This is a genomic window from Treponema primitia ZAS-2, assembly GCF_000214375.1.
GTDB classification, from domain to species: Bacteria; Spirochaetota; Spirochaetia; order Treponematales; family Breznakiellaceae; genus Termitinema; species Termitinema primitia.
The window spans coordinates 1,894,030-1,911,732 of sequence record NC_015578.1 but is presented as its reverse complement, the minus strand read 5'-3'; the positions used below and the strand labels follow the sequence as shown (position 1 = coordinate 1,911,732).

General features: G+C 48.5%; 15 protein-coding genes and 1 other RNA gene. 9 read left to right on the top strand and 7 right to left on the bottom strand.

Annotated features, from left to right (window positions below; genetic code table 11):
* Positions 1-51: 51 nt before the first annotated feature.
* The 9 genes from TREPR_RS08455 (at position 52) to TREPR_RS08415 (ending at position 10,716) form a co-directional block, all read left to right on the top strand.
* A complete protein-coding gene (locus TREPR_RS08455) occupies positions 52-894 on the top strand; it encodes a zinc ribbon domain-containing protein (protein WP_015707881.1) in 843 nt (280 codons plus the stop codon).
* Between the two features lie 108 nt (positions 895-1,002).
* Positions 1,003-1,615: RNase P RNA component class A (gene rnpB / locus TREPR_RS18040), an RNA gene on the top strand.
* Between the two features lie 74 nt (positions 1,616-1,689).
* Positions 1,690-2,640 carry a tetratricopeptide repeat protein gene (locus TREPR_RS08445; protein WP_015707879.1) on the top strand — a complete coding sequence of 317 codons (951 nt, stop codon included), beginning with the start codon at positions 1,690-1,692 and terminating at the stop codon, positions 2,638-2,640.
* A 9-nt stretch (positions 2,641-2,649) separates the two neighbouring features.
* The gene (locus TREPR_RS08440) at positions 2,650-3,675 is read left to right on the top strand and encodes a rod shape-determining protein (RefSeq protein ID WP_015707878.1); all 1,026 of its coding nucleotides are present in this window, start codon (positions 2,650-2,652) and stop codon (positions 3,673-3,675) included.
* Positions 3,676-3,693: 18 nt separating this feature from the next.
* Positions 3,694-4,584 carry a rod shape-determining protein MreC gene (mreC, locus tag TREPR_RS08435; RefSeq protein WP_015707877.1) on the top strand — a complete coding sequence of 297 codons (891 nt, stop codon included), beginning with the start codon at positions 3,694-3,696 and terminating at the stop codon, positions 4,582-4,584.
* A complete protein-coding gene (gene mreD, locus TREPR_RS08430; RefSeq protein WP_015707876.1) occupies positions 4,577-5,080 on the top strand; it encodes a rod shape-determining protein MreD in 504 nt (167 codons plus the stop codon). Before mreC ends, mreD begins: the two co-directional genes overlap by 8 nt.
* Positions 5,080-6,957 (top strand): penicillin-binding protein 2, encoded by a 1,878-nt coding sequence (gene mrdA / locus TREPR_RS08425; protein WP_015707875.1) that lies wholly within the window; start codon positions 5,080-5,082, stop codon positions 6,955-6,957. Before mreD ends, mrdA begins: the two co-directional genes overlap by 1 nt.
* Positions 6,954-8,264: a rod shape-determining protein RodA gene (rodA, locus tag TREPR_RS08420; protein ID WP_015707874.1), complete on the top strand. Its 1,311-nt coding sequence runs from the start codon at positions 6,954-6,956 to the stop codon at positions 8,262-8,264. Before mrdA ends, rodA begins: the two co-directional genes overlap by 4 nt.
* Before the next feature lies 1 nt (position 8,265).
* Positions 8,266-10,716 carry a TIGR03960 family B12-binding radical SAM protein gene (locus TREPR_RS08415; protein WP_015707873.1) on the top strand — a complete coding sequence of 817 codons (2,451 nt, stop codon included), beginning with the start codon at positions 8,266-8,268 and terminating at the stop codon, positions 10,714-10,716.
* A 4-nt stretch (positions 10,717-10,720) separates the two neighbouring features.
* On the opposite strand, the gene TREPR_RS08410 is transcribed toward TREPR_RS08415, so the two are convergent.
* The 7 genes from TREPR_RS08410 to TREPR_RS08380 all read right to left on the bottom strand — a co-directional run bounded on the left by TREPR_RS08410 (position 10,721) and on the right by TREPR_RS08380 (position 17,703).
* Positions 10,721-11,875, bottom strand: a complete 1,155-nt coding sequence (locus TREPR_RS08410; protein ID WP_015707872.1) for a M20 metallopeptidase family protein — start codon at positions 11,873-11,875, stop codon at positions 10,721-10,723.
* Positions 11,876-11,887: 12 nt separating this feature from the next.
* Positions 11,888-12,748 (bottom strand): MetQ/NlpA family ABC transporter substrate-binding protein, encoded by an 861-nt coding sequence (locus TREPR_RS08405; protein ID WP_015707871.1) that lies wholly within the window; start codon positions 12,746-12,748, stop codon positions 11,888-11,890.
* Between the two features lie 16 nt (positions 12,749-12,764).
* Positions 12,765-13,445 carry a methionine ABC transporter permease gene (locus tag TREPR_RS08400; RefSeq protein WP_015707870.1) on the bottom strand — a complete coding sequence of 227 codons (681 nt, stop codon included), beginning with the start codon at positions 13,443-13,445 and terminating at the stop codon, positions 12,765-12,767.
* Positions 13,442-14,512: a methionine ABC transporter ATP-binding protein gene (locus TREPR_RS08395; protein ID WP_015707869.1), complete on the bottom strand. Its 1,071-nt coding sequence runs from the start codon at positions 14,510-14,512 to the stop codon at positions 13,442-13,444. Before TREPR_RS08395 ends, TREPR_RS08400 begins: the two co-directional genes overlap by 4 nt.
* A gap of 190 nt (positions 14,513-14,702) precedes the next feature.
* Positions 14,703-15,155: a hypothetical protein gene (locus tag TREPR_RS18600; protein ID WP_169313413.1), complete on the bottom strand. Its 453-nt coding sequence runs from the start codon at positions 15,153-15,155 to the stop codon at positions 14,703-14,705.
* Positions 15,156-15,496: 341 nt separating this feature from the next.
* Positions 15,497-16,186, bottom strand: a complete 690-nt coding sequence (locus TREPR_RS08385; protein ID WP_015707866.1) for a tetratricopeptide repeat protein — start codon at positions 16,184-16,186, stop codon at positions 15,497-15,499.
* Between the two features lie 2 nt (positions 16,187-16,188).
* Complete coding sequence (locus TREPR_RS08380) at positions 16,189-17,703, bottom strand: sigma-54 interaction domain-containing protein (protein ID WP_015707865.1); 1,515 nt, start codon at positions 17,701-17,703, stop codon at positions 16,189-16,191.

Here is a 17,703-nt window from a genome sequence, read left to right as displayed (position 1 = left end):
AGAAACTACTTTAACAAGTATTAAATTGTATACTAATGAAGGGGATTATACATGGTAATGGAAGATGTTTTTGAGAAGCTGCGGTCTTTGCAGGATATCCTGTCGGAGAAATTCACCCTGGAAAAGGATATTCAGGAGATACCTAAGCTGCTGACCACCCAGGAAGAGCTGCTGTCCCGGCTTAAGAAATCTTTTATCGAAAAGAACCAGGAATTTGAAAAGGCAAAACTTTCTGAAGGGGATTTCAGGAATTCTCTGGCTATAGCGGAAAGCGACCGGGAAAAAGCTGAGAAGAATATGGATTCCATCAGTACCCAGCGGGAATATGAAGCCCTGGACAAGGAAATTCGGGATTCTACTGAAAAAGAACAGCAGTTCCGCAAGGAGCTTCAGCGAGAGGAACGGGTTCTGGCAGATCTGGACGAGCAGATGAAGCAGAACGCCTCCCTGATCGAGCAGCAGGAAAAAGAACTGGCGGATCGCCGGGCGGGGATTGAGACTGAGGTCGCGGAAAAAAGGTCCCAGGTTGATCGTTTGGCGGTGGAAGAAGGCGAAATAAACCACGGGCTTGACTCGGAGATACTCTTTAAATTTGAGCGTATCATCCGGAACAAGGGCGGTAGGGGTATCGTAGCCATTAAGGGCGGAGTCTGTATGGGCTGCCACATGATACTGCCCGCCCAGTTCGCCAACCTGGTACGTAAGCGGGAGGAAATCGTCTTCTGCCCCTATTGTTCCCGGATACTCTTCTATGAAGAATCCGAACAGGGTGAGGAGGAATTCTTCGACAATGAAGACGCCGGCAGCCTCTCGGACCTGGATGATATGGATGACGACGAATTCGATGAAGATGATGAAGAGGAAGAAAAGGTCAATATTGATTATGAAGAATAAAAATCCTTCGGATTTTTATTTAAGGAGAATCCGCTACACGGATTCTCCAGACTTTTTTTCAGGGTTTTCTTTTTTATGAGAACCCGAAGGTTTTTTGAGGTATTTATAACGATGAACCAGGTTCCCGCGCCGCGGCTTATGCTGCGGTGAGGAAAGTCCGGGCTCCGCAGGGCATGATGCCGGGTAACGCCCGGGCGGCAGAGCGGTAACGTTCTGCCGACAGACAGCGCAACAGAAAGCAAACCGCTGAAAGGGAAATGCCATAAAAGGCGTCTCCCCGAGAATTCGGGTAAGCCCGAATTCTCGAAGATGATTTTTGGTAAACCAAAAATCATCCAGTAAGGGTGAAATGGCGGGGTAAGAGCCCACCTCGGCAGCGGTAACGCAGCCGAAAAGATTCCGGCTTTGCCGGAAAATGGCAAACCTCATCAGGAGCAAAGCCAAGCAGCGGCGTGAAAAGGCGAAAGCCTTTTCACGTTGGAGATTGGGCCGTAGGCCCAATCTCCGGCAACCAATGGTCCGTTGGTCATGCCGCGGGTAGACTGCTCGGGACTAGTCCCGGGAAACCGTTCGTAAGGGCGGTTCGAGATAGATGGGAACCGGTGGAATTCTTCCTATGGGAGACCCACCTGGAGTATTTCCCGCAAGGGGAATACTCCAACAGGAAATAGCCCTTTAAGGTTATTTCCTGCCAGAACCCGGCTTATGGTTCATCGTTTTTTTAAAAATTTATCCCCTACAGGGCGCTCTGTTTGTAATTGACTTTTTACTATAAAGAGTATTAAATCAAGTTAGATGTTAAAAGAAAAACCCCGGTCCGAATATGGCCATCAGGCCCGCCGGAAACAGACCATTCATACGGTTCTGCTGATTGTTTTGGCGCTTGTTCTCTGTGGTTCAGCGGGGGTTGTTATTGTCGGGTGGAGAAGCCGGCTGGGAACGGAAAAAAAGGAACTATTGCGGCTTTGGGACGAGGGGACTTACGATACGGCCTTTGAACTAAGCCGGACAGGGCTGGAAAATAAGCCTACGGATTATTTTCTTTTGACCCTCCATGGGTTTGCGTCCTATCAGCTCGCCATTGCCCAGATCAATAGTTTTGATACCCTGACCTACATTGATGAATGTATCTGGTCCTTAAGGAAAGCCCTTATGACCAAAAACGGCGTCAATGACGGACGGGTGCAATATGTGTTGGGGAAGGCTTATTATTATAAGGGTTCGGGATATGCGGAACTGGCTATCCAGTTTCTGGAAGAGGCCCGGGAATTGTCCTACACTGCCCGGGATATCCCGGAATATCTGGGACTGTCCTATGCGGCTATACAGGATTACCGGAGCAGCGTAGAGGCTTTTTCCCAAGCCTTGGACCCTGGTGAAGGAGAAAGCGATTATCCATCGGATCTCCTGCTTTTGGCCATAGCCCGTTCCTATATAGCCCTGGAAGAGCTGGAAACGGCAAAAGCCTATCTGGTCCGCTGTATAGAGATCTCCAGGGACTCCAATACGGTTATTACCGCCCGGCTGCTCCTGGGGGATATTATGCTTAAGGCCGGTAATCCCGACGAAGCGGAAGCCCAGTATATGGCTATTTTAGAAGATGACGGTGAGAATGCGGAAGCCCACTTTCAACTGGGCGAATTATATATTGCCGGGGGAGACGGCACCCGGGCCCGAGCCGAATGGCGGCGGGCTTTAAGAATAGATTCAACCCATGCACGGGCACGCTCGCGGCTTAATTTATAAGGAGTTAGGATGTTCGGAAGAAATTCTTCAGATATCGGCATTGATTTAGGGACTTGTAACACCCTGATTTATATACGCGGCAAGGGTATCGTTATCAACGAACCTTCGGTGGTGGCGGTAGAAAAGGGGACCAAAAAGGTTATTGCCGTAGGGCAGGATGCCAAGGCCATGCTTTCACGGACACCGGGGAATATTATAGCCCTCCGGCCCCTGAGGGACGGGGTTATTGCGGACCTTGAATCCACAGAAAAGATGATCCGTTACTTTATTTCCAAAGTACTTCCCCGGTACCGGTTTATAAAACCCCGGATGGTCATCGGCGTACCCTCCTGTATCACCGAAGTGGAACGCCGGGCAGTGGAGGAATGCGCCTACAAGGGCGGCGCCCGGGAGGTCATGGTTATCGAAGAAAGCCTGGCCGCGGCAATTGGTGCGGACATTCCCATCAACGAACCTGCGGGGCACATGATCTGTGACATAGGCGGGGGAACCACGGAAGTATCGGTTATCTCCCTGGGGGGAATGGTGGTGACCAACGCCATACGCCTGGGTGGGGATGAATTTGACGAAGCAATCATCAAGCATGTGCGAAGTGTCCATAACCTCATCATCGGGGAACAGACTGCGGAACGGCTTAAACTCCAAATCGGGAACGCTTCCCCGGATAAACAGATAGAAAAGGTTGAAATTAAAGGGACCGATGCCATCACCGGCCTGCCCAGGCGTTTGGAAATTGATTCCGTGGAAGTCCGGGATGCCTTGAAGGATCCCATTACCCAGATTGTTGATCAAATCAAGAGGACCCTGGGGGATACTCCGCCGGAACTGGCTGCGGATATCGTGGAACGGGGCATCGTTATGACCGGGGGCGGTTCCCTTTTAAAGGGGCTGCCCAAGCTCATATCCAAGGAAACCGGGGTCCCGGTGATTCTGGCGGAACATCCCCTGGATTGCGTCGCCCTGGGGGCGGGGAAATATTATGAAAATGCCAAGGGCTTCAACAATACCCGCAGCATCTATGACGATTTAAACTGATAAGGCCGAAGGCCGCCTATGCCGATTAACGGAGACCGTAAACACAAAAAGCGTTTTAACGTTGAAGCCTATGTTTTCATAGCCCTCAGCCTTGTCTCCTTTTCTATGCTCCTCTTTTCTACACGCAGTTTTGTTATTGATTTCAGGGATATGGGGCTTTCCCTCTTTTCCGGTATCCGGGGAAGTATTTACGGAATTTCCTCCTTGGTATCCCGGACGGTTCTCTCGGTTCAAGAATTGGCTACCCTCAGGCGAGAATACGCTGAGTTAACAGACCGCATGACCCGGTATGAGCAGATGGAAAGGACCGCCGCAGAGATACGGCAGGAAAATAACCGTCTCAGGGAGCAGCTGGGGTTCGCAGAAACCCTGCGTTTCAGGCATATCCCCGCCCAGATAATAGGCCGTGACCCGGACAATCTGTTTTCCGCCCTGGTGATCAACAAGGGCAAACGGGACGGCCTGGCAAACAACATGCCCCTTATAGCTTATCAGAACGGTATACAAGTTCTGGTGGGCAAAGTGGTCCAGGCAGGGCAGTTTGAAAGCCTGGTATTGCCGGTCTATGATTTGAGTTTTTATGCCTCCGCCCGGCTTTCGGATTCCCGTTATGAAGGGCTGGTAGAAGGCCAGGGGAACCCTGAGACGCCCCTCCTGATGCGGTCCATCCCCAAACGGGCCCGGGAAGAGATAAACCACGGGGATCTGATCGTCACCAGTGGCATAGGCGGGGTATACCCTCCGGGCATTACCATCGGCAGGGTCAGTACTATCCTGTATCAGGAATACGAAACATCCATGTCTGTAGAAATGGAACCCTCTATTGATTTTTCCCGGCTTGAATATGTATTCGTCATTGATGTTGAAACAAACCCTGAAGAAAAAGAAAGGGAGGGCCTGGATGGGTAAGAATGTTATCTGGGCAACAATTTTTGCCCTTATCGCCGCAATTTTACAGTCAACCCTGCTTTCCCGGCTGGCGGTATATCATGCGGTTCCGGATCTTGCCCTGGGGATTTTGGTGTTCAGTGCTTATAATAACGGTACCATGACCGGCCAGCTTACGGGTTTTTTTTCCGGCCTCCTCCTGGATTTTCTTTCCGCAGCCCCTTTGGGGCTTAATACCTTTGTGCGCACCATTATTGGCGCATCAGCCGGGCTCATGAAAGGTTCCTTCTTTTTGGATACCCTCCTGCTGCCCATGGCCCTCTGCGGGGCATCCACCCTAGTTAAAGCCCTGTCTTTTTGGATACTGCATATCCTGTTTGCCTCTGCAGTACCCACCTATATCGCATTAAGCCCGACCTTATGGGTGGAATTTACTTTAAATACCCTGCTGGCGCCCTTTTTATTCGCCCTGCTAAAATTATTCAAATCCCTACTTGTGGAAGGGAGGAACCTCTGATGCCTTTACAGTATACCCCGGGACCGGAAGATGAAAAGCCGGAACGGCGGATTAAAATTCTTCAGGTACTATTTATACTCATCTTCATCGCCTACACTTCCCGGCTTTTCGGGATGCAAATTCTCAGTGGTGAACTATACCGATCCAGGGCGCAGGATATCGCCAGGCGGACTGCGGTAATCCCTGCACAGCGGGGAGAAATATATGACCGCAATTTTAACCAGCCCATGGTGCTCAATGCCGATTCATTTGCGGTGAGCATTATTCCTGCGGAAGTTCCCCAGGGGGAAATACCTGCCCTGATAGGGCGGGTTGCGGAGATTGCAAAGATACCCCGGCAGCAGATTGAAGAACGAATACCCACGCAGTATTACTATCTTTATCAACCCATTGAGATAGCGTCCAATGTTCCTTTTTCCACCATTGCCGCCCTGGCGGAGAACCTGGACTCCCTTCCGGGGGTTTCCTGGCAGTCAAAACCGATGCGCAATTATGTTGATATCGGGAGCCTGTCCCATATTATCGGGTATGTGGGAAATATTACCAAAGATGAACTAACCATGCTGTATAACCGGGGTTATCAGAATGGGGATGTGATCGGTAAAGCAGGAATTGAGCGGCAATACGACGAAATACTCCGGGGAAAGGAAGGATGGGAAACCAGGACCGTGGATGTCCGGGGGAGAAGGGTAGGGGATACCAATAATCTCAGGGAGCCCCCGTCAATGGGGAAAAATCTGATCCTTACCATTGACAGCTCCATCCAGACTCTGGCGGAAAAAGCCCTGGGGGAACGAATGGGGGCGGTGGTGGTCATGCGTCCCAGTAACGGGGAGATTCTCGCCATGGTATCCTACCCCTGGTATGATCCCAATATATTTAATAGTAATGATATGAGCAACGAATACCAAGCCCTGCTCAACGATCCTAACAAACCTTTTATAAACCGGGCTATCCAGTCCAATTATCCCCCAGCCTCAACCTTTAAGGTCATTATGACCACCGGGGTTTTGGCGGAAAACGCCTTTCCCCGGGATCAGACCGTGGACTGTCCCGGGGAAATCACCTACGGCGACCGTCTCTGGCGCTGCCATATCCGCAGACCCGGCCACGGACGGCTTAACCTGCAGCAGGCTATGGCCCAGTCCTGCGATATTTATTTCTGGGTAGTGGGCAGGGATCATCTGGGGGTTGAACGGATCAACTCCTATTCCAGGGAATACGGATTTGGCGAAGTGACCGGCATAGACCTGCCCGGTGAAATAGCCGGCTTTGTCCCCAGCCCCCAGTGGAAGGATCGCCGTTTCCATGAACGCTGGCTGGGCGGGGACACCATGAATATGTCCATAGGCCAGGGTTATACCCTGGTTACCCCCATACAGATGGCCAACATGGTTTCCATGGTGGTAAACGACGGGGTCATCTATCAGCCCCACCTGCTCAGGGAAATTCGGGATCCCCTGACCGGGGCGCTGGAAAAAACCGTCGGCCCCAAGGTACTCCATGAGAGTGATATTGACCATGATGTTTTTGAAACTGTCCGTAACAATATGCGGGGCGTAATCAGCGAGGGAACCGCTCAGTTCCCCTTGAATATCCGTTCCGTGGAAATAGCCGGGAAAACCGGTACCGGGGAAGTAGGGCTTCAGGACCGCTGGCATTCCTGGTTCGCCGCCTATGCCCCCTTTAAGACCGATAACCCGGATGAACAAATCGTGGTTTCCATCATTGTTGAGGCGGTAAACAAATGGGAATGGTGGGCCCCCTATGCCTCGGCAATTATCTTCCAGGGCATCTTTGCCGGTCAATCCTACGAAGAAGCGGTTACCGCACTGGGACTCCAGTATATGATGCCCATACAGGGGCGCCGGGAATGAAACTACAAGATTTTCTGGAAATAGATTTTTCCCTTATCTTTGCCGCAATAATACTGTCGATTTTTGGGATACTTTTTATCTATTCATCCGGGGTAACCGATACGGGGGTTCTTGTTTCAAACGAATATATGCGGCAGATAATATGGGCTGTGGTAGGACTTATCGTAGCCCTGATTATCGCCATGCTTGATTACCGGCGTTTATATGATATTTCAATCTACTTCTACATCGGAACTATTGTGCTTCTGGTGTATACCTGTTTATTTGGCCGGCTTGTAAACGGAGCCCGAGCCTGGATAGGGATCGGATCCTTCGGGATACAGCCTTCGGAATTTGCCAAGATAACTACCATCCTTTTCCTGGCCCGGTACCTGGATGGATCCAAAAGAAGCAGAAACAGTTTTATTCGTTTTATGCTTTCCTGTATTATTGTTTTTGTGCCCATGGCAGTGATACTCATCCAGCCTGATTTTGGCACATCCCTTGTATTTATCCCCATACTGCTGGTAATGACTTTTGTGGCCGGCATTTCCCTGCGGTACGTACTATTTCTGCTCATCGGGATAATTATGACCGCACTTTTTATGGTATTACCTCTCTGGCAGAGCTATATACTCAGGAATGCCATGCCATCAATGATGATACTTTCCAACAGCAGGTTTGTTACAATTACAGTCATGGTCTTGGGTATTATTGCTGCTATTGCGCTTTTTGGGTATATGCGGTATAAGAAACGTTACTTTTACTGGATAGTATATTTTACTGCTATAGTTATCATATCCTTGGGGGCATCTTTCGCTTCCCACAAGGTACTGAAAGATTATCAGATCATGCGGCTTATAGTATTCCTGGATCCAAATGTTGATCCCCGGGGATCGGGATGGAATATTATCCAATCCATTACTGCAATCGGATCAGGGGGACTCATGGGCAAGGGTTACCTCCAAGGCACCCAGAGCCATTACCGGTTTTTACCTCAACAGAGCACGGACTTTATCTTTTCTATTTTTACGGAAGAATGGGGACTACTGGGGGGGATATTGGTGTTTACCCTTTTCCTGATAATCTGCCTCAGGCTTATACGGATCATGAAAACCACTTCGGATCCCTTCGGCGCCTATATTGCCGCAGGACTATCAGCCATGTATATTTTCCACTTCCTGATTAACGTTGGTATGACCATGGGGATCATGCCCATAACCGGCATACCCCTGCTGTTTATGTCTTACGGGGGATCAGCCCTGACATCCGCCATGGTGGGGATTGGTTTAGCCCTAAGTATTTATACCCGAAGGTTCCAGCACTAACATGGCGGTTTATATTGATCCCCTGAAATTTCCGGGGGAATTATTATTAACCGTCGAAAAACCCGCACGGTATACCGGCGGGGAGTATGGCTCCCTGGCTAAACGGGATGCTTTGCTTCAAACCCTTATTGCCTTTCCGGATCTCTACGAGATAGGGATGTCGAACCAGGCATTCAGGATACTCTATAACAGACTTAACGATATTACCGGTATTTCCTGCGACCGGGCCTTTGCCCCGGCGCCGGATTTTGAAGAGCTTATCCGCGCCCGGAACATACCCCTTTATGGTCTTGATACGGGAATAGCCTTGGGGGATTTAGATTTACTGATGTTTACCCTGGGCTATGAACTGGGGATAACCGGAGTCCTGACCATGTTGGACCGTGGATTTATACCTCTCAGAAAAACTGAACGGGGGGAGGGTGACCCCATAGTTATCATGGGTGGGCCCTGTGTTTCAAACCCCCTGCCTTACGAGCCCTTTATCGAGGCATTCTGGATAGGGGAGGCCGAGGCGGGATTCTTTGATCTGGCAGCGGAACTGCGGGATATGAAACAGGCGGGCGCGGGGAGAGGGAAACTTCTGGAGCGGCTGCTGGATCACCCATCAGTCTGGGCGTCGCGGGAAACTACGTTGCAAGCAGCGGGAAAGGGCAGGGCGGTACGGGCCATAGATACGGGCTTTGCATCCCGCCCTGCCCGGGCGCCGGTGTTTCCCGTACCCAGCATGAAGCCGGTCCAGCACCACGGGGCGGTAGAAATAATGCGGGGTTGCCCCAACGGGTGCCGGTTCTGCCATGCAGGTTTTTGGTACCGCCCCATGCGACAGAAAAGCGCCGACCAGGTTCTTGAAGAAGCGGAAGCTTTTGTCAGCCAGGGGGGCTACCGGGAAATCAGCCTTTCGTCCCTTTCCAGCGGTGATTACCGGCATATTGAAGGGTTGGTGGATTCCCTTAACCGGCGCTTCGGGGACCGGCATATTTCTTTTCAGCTCCCCAGCCTTAAGGTCTCCACCTTTTCTCTGCCCTTGCTGGGAAAAATATCCGAAGTCCGTAAAAGCGGCCTTACCTTTGCGGTGGAAACACCCGCCGAATCCTGGCAGGCGGGGATCAATAAAACTGTTTCCCGGGATGATGTGGACGCGATCCTCAGGACCGCCAGAAAAAGCGGCTGGCGGAAGGCAAAGTTTTATTTTATGATAGGTCTTCCCCTGGATACCCTTGATCGGACCGAGGAAGAAGAAATTACCAACTTTATCCTGGATTTAGGCCAGCGGACCGGGATGCACTTTAATATCAACGTTGGCGTATTTGTGCCTAAACCCCATACTCCTTATGAGAGAGCCGTCCAGATAGACGAGGACAGTGCGGCGAAAAAACTTGCCCATATCCGCAGCCGCTTGAAAACCAGGGGCCACAAGGTGAGCATTTCAGACCCCTTTGTGGCCACCCTTGAAGGGGTGATCAGCAGGGGAGATAGGGAAACTGCCTTTCTTATTGAGGAAGCCTGGCAAAGGGGCTGCCGGCTTGATGCCTGGCAGGAATATATAAAAAAGGATGTCTGGCGGGAGGTCCTGGAAAAGCGCAGCCCCCAAAAAGAAAGCGATCCCTTGCCCTGGAGCATGATAGATTCTGCAGTCTTACCTGGCTACCTAAAAAAAGAAAAGGAAAAATCAGGTAAAGGAGAAATTACTTTACCATGTATAGAAAATTGTAAGCATTTCTGTGGAATTTGTGATAAGGATTGTAAATTAGTCGAAAATATAATACATGATGATAAATTACTTGATGCTTCTCGAGAAGAAGAGCTTCCGGAAAAGCTGGAAATCCAGGAGCCACCGATAAAACCTTCTTCCGACTTGCCTTCATGGCGCATCATATTTTCCTTTTCCAAGAAGGGAAGTGCTATATTCCATGGCCATCTAACCATTATCGAGGTGTTTTCCATGGCCATGATGCGTGCGGGCATACCGGTCCAGTATACCGGTGGTTTTAACCCCTTACCAAAACTGGAAATTGTAGCCCCCCTGTCCTTGGGGGTTTATGCTGATGCAGAGATTGCGGCCATTGAAACAGAAGACTTTTTTGCGGCCTCCGAGTTCCGGGAGCTGATGAATCAAAACCTACCCGAGGGTTTTGAAATTGGGGACTGTGAGAACTATCATATCCCCCGGGGGACCAAAAAATATTCCCTCTCGTCCCTGCTCTGGGGTTTCGCCTATGCCATGCCTGAAGGCAGTACGCGGGGAAATTCGTTGCAAGCCGCGGATACCCTAATCTCCGCCGCCCAAGAAAAAAGCTACCGGCAGTCCCGGATGGAAAATTCTACCGGGCCCGGTTATGGCCTCAAGCGGACCCAGGTTCTTGCCAAAAAGCCCGGGCCTGAGGATACTCCGAATTCCGGGGAGTCCTATTTTAAAATATTTCGGGAGCTGTATCCTAAGATTTTATAAATGCTTACTTTTTTTGTTCAAAATAACTGTACACAAAGGCGGTGTGTAGTGCAGCCGCTACGGATACTGCCCCTTCATCCAGATAAAAATGATCACTATGAAGAGGAAAACCGCCCCCTGAACCGACAAATGCAAAAAAGACAGGGGCCAGCTGCGAATAACGGCTGAAATCTTCGGTACCCATCTGGGGCGTGAAGTCCTCAGGAGAATCTTTAATAACCCATTGCGCCGCTTTCAGGGCGGCACCATATAATTCCGGCGCATTATACATGACCAGGGTGACGGGATCACAAATTACTTCAGCTTCAACACGATGGGCCAGGGCGATCCCGCCGGCGATTCGCCGTATTGCATCTGCAACATAGGATCGCATCTCTTCGTTGGTCACACGAACCGTACCGGAAAGCTGTGCTTCTCCCGCGATGATATTATCCCGTGTTCCCGCATGAAATTGGCAGACCGAAATTACTGCCTGTTCTGTCGGCCCAATCTCGCGGGATACAATGTGCTGCAGGGCTTCAACAAGTTCGGATCCTGCCGCAATGGCATCAACAGTCCTGTTTGGGTAGCCCCCGTGTCCGCTTTTTCCTTTAATATTGATGATCAGCGAATTCGATCCCGCCATTACACCACCTGATTTGACACCTATTTTGCCCACAGGGAAATCCGGGTTAACATGAATCCCAAAAAATGCATCCACATCGTGCAGCAAGCCTGTTTCAATGGTCTTGAGGGCGCCAAAGCCGGTTTCTTCTGCGGGCTGAAAGATAAGTTTTACGGTCCCCGGAATCTCATTACTGTGGTGATACAGCATCTTCGCTGCACAGAGTAATGCTGCGGTATGAGCATCGTGCCCGCAGGCGTGCATCACCCCCGGATTTTTTGACTTAAATAGGATGTCGGTTTTTTCGTTTATTTCAAGGGCATCAATATCGGCCCGGAGCGCCAGGACAGGACCGCTTTTTCCTTTGTTAATAACGGCGATTGTTCCCGTATCTCCGGCGCTCTCAAAGGGTATACCTATCCCGGTAAGTTTTTCACGAATAAAAGCACAAGTCTTGTATTCACAAAAACTAACTTCAGGATTTTCATGCAAGTGTCTGCGTAGTAAGGAAGCTTCGGCTTCAAGACCCAAAGCTTCCTTATAGAAATCAAACATCGTTTTTTTGTATCAGTACTTAAAAACCGGGATAGCAGCGTTTTTATAGATCACGCCGATCACATCAGCAACTCGTTTGGTATAATAGGCTTCCCTGATGTCCTTGACCCATTGGGCGTCCTTATCCTTGGTTTTTACTACAAGAATATTGAAAAAGGGTTTTAAGGAGGGATTGTCGGGAGTAAAATTAAGTTTGAAGATCGGGTCTGCATTCAGATCAAATCCGGCATCAACCGCAATGCCCGCATTGATTACACCGGCATCCGCATCGGGCAGGGCCCGGGGAATTTGGGCACCGTAAATTTCAATGAATTTTAAATTTTTGGGATTCGTGACAATATCCTTAAGCTGGCCGTTTAAGCCGACTTCAGGCCTCACTGTGATAAGCCCCGCACTTTCCAACAGGTTAAGGGCCCGCCCCTGATTTGTTGGATCATCGGGAATAACGATACTTGCCCCGGTGGGCAGATCCGCCGGTGTGCGGTAGTTTTTTGTCTTATTGGAAAAGAGACTTAAGGGGACGATCAAGGTCTCGACAACAGGGGTCAGCTGATCTGTAAGTTTTAGTTCATTCGCATTCAGGTTATAAAATGCATAATGCTGGAAGGCGTTTAAATCAAGCTCCCCATCAGCGGTTGACTGGTTTATTGTTCCACCGCCGTCAAAAAAGATAGTTTGTATTTTAACCTTCTTACCCTGGGCATCAAGTTCCGCTTGTACGGCGTCCCAGAGCCGGGGATCATCCGAGGTTACTCCGACCTTAACGACGGTTACTCCGTCGCCGGTATCTGATTTTCCGCCGGCAATAACCGGAGAAACCGCAATCATTGCTGCAAACACCACAGAAATGATTTTTTTCATTGTATTTTTCATAAAAACTCCTTTTCCTTTAATGACTTACCTTTTTTGCAAATTTATTTCCAAAACCCTGAACAAAATTCACGATCAGGAGAAGTATTATAACCATCAGCAGTGTAATATCGTGCATATACCGCTGGTACCCGTAACGTATAGCGAAAGCGCCTATACCCCCGCCACCCACAGTCCCGGCCATTGCCGAAAGGCCAATAAGGCTGATAAAACTGGTGATAATGGAACGTACAAGACCCGGCAGTGCTTCAGGGAGTAATACGCGTCTGACAATAAAAAAACGGGAAAGCCCCATGGATCGCGCTGCTTCAATAACGCCGTTATCAACTTCCAAGAGTGCCTGCTCTGTAATCCGTGAAACAAAGGGAATTATGCCGACTATCATCGGGACTATTGCACCGCGTATGCCAATGGATGTTCCGACAATCCACCTGGTAAATGAAACCAGAAGGGCTATTATTATAATAAAAGGAATTGAACGGACGGCATTAATTATCCTGCCCAGCACACCGTTCAGGATTTTATTAGCGTATAAATTTCCTTCACTGCTTACCACCAGGATTATTCCCAGCAGAGTACCAATCACAATACCAAAGGCCCCTGATATAAGTACCATAATAAAGGTTTCCCAAATAGAATTAAAAACGCTTTTATACAGCTCGTATACATTCGGCATAATCTTTATCAAAATATCTTTCATACTGCCTCCCCATTTATCGGGATTTCGCTGTTTCCATCCAGGATTTTTTTGACAGACACGCCATTGGACGCAAGATAATCTGTTGATTTTTTCAATGCAGAATCATCTCCCCTGAGAATTACGAAAAGACTACCCAGGGGTTTCCCCTGAATTACTTCAGTACATCCGTAAATAATACTGGCCTCGACATCAAAGGATTTTACAATCCGAGAAATGAATGGTTCATTGGCCCTGGCGCCGGTAAAGATGAAATGATACAATTGACCATCTCTGCCGATTACATTATGAAAATTTAACTGCTTAAGCAGTTTTTGAAGACCATCCAGCTTTAAAAAGCCCGCTGTAAAATCCCTTGTGATTTTCGTTTGGGGATTTGAAAATATGTCATACAGCTCTCCGGTTTCAACAATGTGACCGTTTTCCATAACCGCAACTTTATTGCAGATTTCTTTTATAACCAGCATCTCATGGGTTATTACCACAATAGTAAGGGCGAGTTTTTTGTTAAGTTGATACAACAGTTCAAGAATAGACTCCGTCATTTGCGGGTCCAGGGCGCTGGTCGCTTCATCGCTCAAAAGAATCTGGGGATCGTTTGCCAGTGCCCGGGCGATAGCTACCCGCTGCTTCTGCCCTCCACTTAATTCGGAAGGGTAGGTGTGCTTCTTATCCTCAAGCCCCACCATGTTGAGCAGTTCGTTTACCTTTCTCTTGATTTCGTTTTCGGATTTTTTTTGATACTCCAGGGGAAGTGCAATATTATTATAAACTGTTTTTGAACGGAATAGATTAAAATGCTGAAATATCATACCAATTTTTTGCCGATGCCGTTCAAGTTCATTTTCAGTGAGGCTGCTCAGTTCCTGGCCGTTTACAATAACGGTTCCGGAATCGGGTCTTTCAAGCAGGTTGATGCAGCGTATTAGGGTACTTTTTCCTGCGCCGCTAAAGCCAACCACGCCAAAAATATCCGACCTATCAACTTTTAGCGAAACGCCTTTGAGGGCTTCGACAGCGGGCATCCCATGGGTCTTAAAGGTTTTTACGATATTATTCAATTCTATCAATATATATTCTCTTTTGGGAATTAAATCTTATAATACCTAGAAATACTATAGGCATATTTGATAAATAGTCAATGGGTCAACAAGACTGCCTGAAACAAAATTGATAATGGTAGACAGAATATACATTATAGCTAGTAATATATATCCAAAAACCCATGCTTTTGGAGGTTTGTTTTTCCAGTTTCCTCTTTTACATTTCATTTGGCAGGCGGAAAATTCCAATAAAGGTGGGGATGCTGAATATGGAGGAAAAATTATCTTCGATTCCGTAGGACATGATATACATGGAAACATAAGTATAGGCTTCGCCGGGAATTTGCTGGGTATTTCTTGCCACGTCCCAGTTTTGTCTACTGGCGTCTTCCTTAATATTATCAGAATTATTTAAATCAGAATTGTTTGTGAGGTACCGGTTGTTTGGATTGGACGGGCGTGAATCGGCGTCAGAATGGCGATACAGCGGATGCGGGGTAAGGCTGGAATTGCTACGGGTGTCGCCCATAAAAAGCGCCGGCCACGGGCTTGTACTCTGGTTAAAATCAAGGGTTATATAACCCCCGCTTGTATGCTCTAAAAAGCTATCAATGGATATATCTTCCAGTTGCAGGGTAAAATAACGGCGGTTCGCAAAAATGTAGTCCATATTAGTGGGCACCACAGAATTATTCGAGTTGGTATAGGGAAGTATACTTCTATAATCACTGTAAAGAGAAGCATTAATACTGTTTAAAGTATTGCTGTCATCCGGAGAGATTGAACCGGTTAACAGGCTCCCGCTGATATAGATACGATAATAGATAACAAAATTTTTAAAATAATATTCTTCCTGGCGGGGAAGATAAATAAAGGCCTGTGTATTCAGGATTCTGACAATATTTCCCGGTTCAACAGGATCAAGGTATTTATAATCCTCTATTCCGCAGGAACCAAGGGCCGTCAGAGTTAATAATATAAAAAGAGAAGGAAAGCGTAACTTTTTCACTTTCAGGAATTGTTACCTTCCAGGAATATGATCCGGCTCTGTGCCAGGTTGATCCAGGTTGATGCGGCTTCCCATTTTTCAGGGATAACCCTGTAGGCTTCCAGAGCTGCCGGAATATCTCCCTGGGTTTCATAGAGACGCCCGACCGCGAATTGAGCCCGGGGGGCATCGGGGAAATCAGCGTCAAAGGCGGCGCTTTCCAGATAGAGGCTGATAGCCCGGCTCAGGTTCCCCTGCTCTTCCGCAGCAACTGCAGCGTTATACAGGGCCACCGGGGCTAGATAGATTTTTTTTCCCACCTTAGCGGATTTTGACCAGGCTTCCTCAGCCTGTACCCAATCCTTCTTTTCAGTATAGATAGAGGCAATGAGATAATAGGCCCGGGCGCCTGGGTACCCGGAGTGTTTTCCTGCAAAGCTTGTAAGTTCATCCAGCAGGGCTTCCACGTCTGCTTCTTTGGAAGGGTTATTAATATCTATAACCAGGACATCGTAACGCTGACTGAGATCCTCAACCTGGCTGATAGCCTTTCCCCGGAGGGAATCCCTGATACTAAAACCGGCAATGCTGCCAAGCACTATGACTATGGCAGCAGCAAGTATACAAATGAGGGCTTTGCGGTTATTCTGAATAAAATCCGCCAGGGCGTCTCCGAAACTGAGTTTTTCTTTTCTTTCTTCAGTAGTGGCCATGTTCAATTCTCCTTAAGATTCATTATATCAAGCTCTTTTATAAGCCGGGACAAATAGGTCCTCTGTATATCCAGGGCTTTCGCAGCCTCGGTCTGGTTCCAGTTGTTTTCCTCCAGGACCTTTTGGATAAAGTGGGTTTTAAATATGTTGATCGCTATTTTCAGGTTCCGGTCCCCCTCATCGGCGCCGGCCTCATTGCCGAGTTTAAGAAAAAGGTCTTCCTTGCGTATCCAGGAATTTTTTCCGATTACGCAGGCCCGCTCTATGCAGTTTTCCAGTTCACGAATATTTCCCGGCCAGGAATAGGACAACATGGCCTCCATGGCCTCATTGGAAAATCCGGTAAATTGTTTTTTTGTTTCCCGGATAAATTTCTTGAGGAAAAATTCTGCCAGTTCCGGAATATCCTCAGTGCGCTGCCTGAGGGGCGGGATGTAAATGGGCAGTACATTCAGCCGGTAGTACAGATCGCTGCGGAATTCCCCCCGGTCCACCATGGCTTCAATATCTTTGTTGGTGGCCGCCAGGATGCGGACATTTACGGTTACCGAAATATCAGAGCCGATTTTTTCAAAGGTCTTCTGCTGTATCACCCGGAGGAGTTTTGCCTGGAGGGCCAGGGGAAGATCCCCTATTTCGTCCAGGAAGATAGTTCCCCCGTCGGCCAGTTCAAATCGGCCCCGTCTGTTCTGTATGGCCCCGGTAAAGGCCCCTTTGACATGGCCGAAGAGTTCGCTTTCCAGTAAGCCCTCGGGCAGGGCGGCGCAGTTAACCCGCACAAAGGGCGCCTTGGTACGGGGGCTGCGGAGGTGTATCTGCTCGGCGAAAATTTCCTTCCCTACCCCGCTCTCCCCCAGGATCAACACCGAGGAATCAGTTTTGGCAATCCGGTCTATGATCTCGATCTTCTCAACGATGATGGGGCTTTTTGCGATCATGGTATGATACCCCTGATCGGTTTTAATTTGATCCTGCAGTGATTGTATTTCTACCCGGGCTTTTTCAAAACTGCGGGCATTTTGAATGGCTATGGCAGCCTGATTAGCAAATATTTCCAGCCACTCAAGATCATCGTTGGTAAAGTATTTGTCATCTTTTTTATTAATCAGCTCAATGACCCCGATACATTCATCCTTAACGCGCATGGGGACAGCCAGCATGGTCTTGGATGTATACCCAATCCGTTCAGGAATAATGCTGAGATGCCGTTTGTCGTGAACCACATCGTTAACCATGATAGATTTGTTGTTCACAGCTACCCATCCGGCTATGCCTTCCCCAAATTTTACGGTGAATTTTTTTACCTCGGCGCCCTTTACCCCCAGGGCTATCTCAAAATAAAGTTCCTGCTTTTCCCGGTTTACCATGAGGAGGCTCGACGCCTCCCCTTCACAGAGGCGTGTCGCAGATTCAAGAATTCTGGTCAACAGAGAACGGATGTCCGAAAAATTTGAGTTAATAAGAGTATTAATCTCAATGAGGGTATTAAACTTTTGAACATCAATGGCTGACAGCAT